Here is a 2,477-nt window from a genome sequence, read left to right on the forward strand (position 1 = left end):
TAATAGGTTTTATATGTGGTGGGTGATACTGGACTTGAACCAGTGACCCTCGCCTTGTAAGGGCGATGCTCTCCCAACTGAGCTAATCACCCACATATAATAGGTATTATTAAATGTTTGAGATGTACTAAACATTTAATCTGTAATTTGGTGGGTGATACTGGACTTGAACCAGTGACCCTCGCCTTGTAAGGGCGATGCTCTCCCAACTGAGCTAATCACCCAAATTACATTTTAATATACACCACTATAAATAGTGGTGGGTCGTACTGGACTTGAACCAGTGACCCTCGCCTTGTAAGGGCGATGCTCTCCCAACTGAGCTAACGACCCATATTAAATTTTAAAACGCAACTATTAATATAATAATAGGTTTTATATGTGGTGGGTGATACTGGACTTGAACCAGTGACCCTCGCCTTGTAAGGGCGATGCTCTCCCAACTGAGCTAATCACCCACATATAAATTAAACGCTACTATTAAAATAAATAGTACTGGACTTTAACCAGTGACCCTCGCCGTTACTTGTAAGTAGCGGTGATGCTCTCTTTTTTCTAACTGAGCTAATCACTCATTTAGATATTTGTAATATGCACCACTTATAAAAATGGTGGGTCGTACTGGACTTGAACCAGTGACCCTCGCCTTGTAAGGGCGATGCTCTCCCAACTGAGCTAACGACCCATATTACAATTTTAAAACATGACTATTAATATAGTAATAGGTTTTATATGTGGTGGGTGATACTGGACTTGAACCAGTGACCCTCGCCTTGTAAGGGCGATGCTCTCCCAACTGAGCTAATCACCCACATATAAACTAAAACGCTACTATTAAAATAAATAGTACTGGACTTTAACCAGTGAACTTCGCCGTTACTGTAGGTAGCGGTGATGCTCTCTTTTTGTAACTGATCTAACGACCCGTATACAGTATTCTTAGATGTGAACACTTTAATTAAAAAGTGGTGGGTGATACTGGACTTGAACCAGTGACCCTCGCCTTGTAAGGGCGATGCTCTCCCAACTGAGCTAATCACCCACATCTAAACAACATCACATTGCTGCGTTGTTGTGGGGCGCTATTATAGATAGAGTTGTAAATGTGTCAACACTTGAATGATAAAAATGTACTGACTGAGGATTTTATAAACAATAGCATAAGGTTGAAGTCTATTTTATCATCAAATTTAAAGTGGTAGTTCAAATAAGCATCTAAAAGTACTCCTAGCTTTATTACGATTAAAACTTAAGTTTATTTTACGTTCCTGTAACTATTTTATTGGAACTATTTTAATGCTTATTGAAATTGACGTTATTTAATAATTAAGCCGTGTTCTATTTGTGTATTTTTATTTTCAGATCAAAATAGGCAAATTTGGACTTTTACTACTCAAAAGTAAAAGTGACTTAATCTACTATGATTTAAACTGATTTTAGTTAATGAGGTAAATCACCGCAGTTTGAAAAGCCAGCTCTAAAACATTAACAGCTCGTAAATAGAAGTGTTTGTAAGGTATTTGAACGCTGGTTACTAATAAAAGCTTTTTTAAGAGATTTTGTCGATTAATAGAATTTTAAACTATTATGATGGCACATGTTTAATTTGCATATAAATGTATACCATTGCCTTCTTGGTATTATTGCTATGTTAATACAGCAGAGTAGGGCGTTTTTAGTTAACTATCTTAATATGTGGTGCTGTAATCTAAGCAATTGAGGTGTTATTTTGGTTAAATTGCATTTATTAGCACGCTTGATAGCCAGTTTGTTGAAAATTAAACCATTTAAATAAAGCTAAGTAAAAAACTGTTGACTTTATTTTGGGTGATGCATAGAATGCGCCCCGCACTAAGCAATACACGACGTGTTTGTCACGGCGAGTGTTGACTAAGTTGGGGCCATAGCTCAGCTGGGAGAGCGCTTCGCTGGCAGTGAAGAGGTCTGCGGTTCGATCCCGCATGGCTCCACCAAAAATTAGTGTTTGTCCTAGGGTAGCAGTTTTCTGTGTCCCCATCGTCTAGAGGCCTAGGACACCGCCCTTTCACGGCGGTAACAGGGGTTCGAATCCCCTTGGGGACGCCACTTAGCTTTAGTTAGTTAAAGGCGGTTTTACCGAGAAAATAGCGTTACAACTAAAGCTCGAGTCTTTATTTGTACTAAACGCAATTACCTTAAAACTCAGGATGTGAGTTAAACTAATCAACTGTCCTAGTGATACATTTATGTGTCCCCATCGTCTAGAGGCCTAGGACACCGCCCTTTCACGGCGGTAACAGGGGTTCGAATCCCCTTGGGGACGCCACTTACTTATTTTTAATAGGGAAGTGAGTGTTATTAAGAAAGCTCGCCTGAAACGAGTCTAAAAATTCAGTTGTCCTAGTGACACATTTATGTGTCCCCATCGTCTAGAGGCCTAGGACACCGCCCTTTCACGGCGGTAACAGGGGTTCGAATCCCCTTGGGGACGCCACTTA

Annotated in this window: 11 tRNA genes; 4 read left to right on the forward strand and 7 right to left on the reverse strand. The window is 39.8% G+C overall.

The features are described 5' to 3' along the window. Positions 1-16 precede the first annotated feature (16 nt). The 7 genes from L647_RS0109765 to L647_RS0109795 form a co-directional block, all read right to left on the reverse strand. Positions 17-92 (reverse strand) — tRNA-Val (locus L647_RS0109765). A gap of 56 nt (positions 93-148) precedes the next feature. Further along, positions 149-224: transfer RNA gene (locus tag L647_RS0109770), tRNA-Val, on the reverse strand. A 33-nt stretch (positions 225-257) separates the two neighbouring features. Further along, positions 258-333, reverse strand: a tRNA-Val gene (locus tag L647_RS0109775). Positions 334-382: 49 nt separating this feature from the next. Further along, positions 383-458: transfer RNA gene (locus tag L647_RS0109780), tRNA-Val, on the reverse strand. Positions 459-609: 151 nt separating this feature from the next. Beyond that, a tRNA-Val gene (locus L647_RS0109785) sits at positions 610-685 on the reverse strand. Positions 686-735: 50 nt separating this feature from the next. Further along, positions 736-811: transfer RNA gene (locus tag L647_RS0109790), tRNA-Val, on the reverse strand. 155 nt (positions 812-966) lie between these two features. Further along, a tRNA-Val gene (locus L647_RS0109795) sits at positions 967-1,042 on the reverse strand. 855 nt (positions 1,043-1,897) lie between these two features. Between L647_RS0109795 and L647_RS0109800 the strand changes: the two genes are divergently transcribed. The 4 genes from L647_RS0109800 (at position 1,898) to L647_RS0109815 (ending at position 2,473) form a co-directional block, all read left to right on the forward strand. Next, positions 1,898-1,973 (forward strand) — tRNA-Ala (locus tag L647_RS0109800). A 36-nt stretch (positions 1,974-2,009) separates the two neighbouring features. Next, positions 2,010-2,085: transfer RNA gene (locus tag L647_RS0109805), tRNA-Glu, on the forward strand. A gap of 144 nt (positions 2,086-2,229) precedes the next feature. Next, positions 2,230-2,305, forward strand: a tRNA-Glu gene (locus L647_RS0109810). Between the two features lie 92 nt (positions 2,306-2,397). After that, positions 2,398-2,473 (forward strand) — tRNA-Glu (locus L647_RS0109815). Positions 2,474-2,477 lie beyond the last annotated feature (4 nt).

The sequence above is a fragment of the Pseudoalteromonas sp. TB64 genome, from assembly GCF_000498095.1.
In the GTDB taxonomy this organism is placed as follows: domain Bacteria; phylum Pseudomonadota; class Gammaproteobacteria; order Enterobacterales; family Alteromonadaceae; genus Pseudoalteromonas.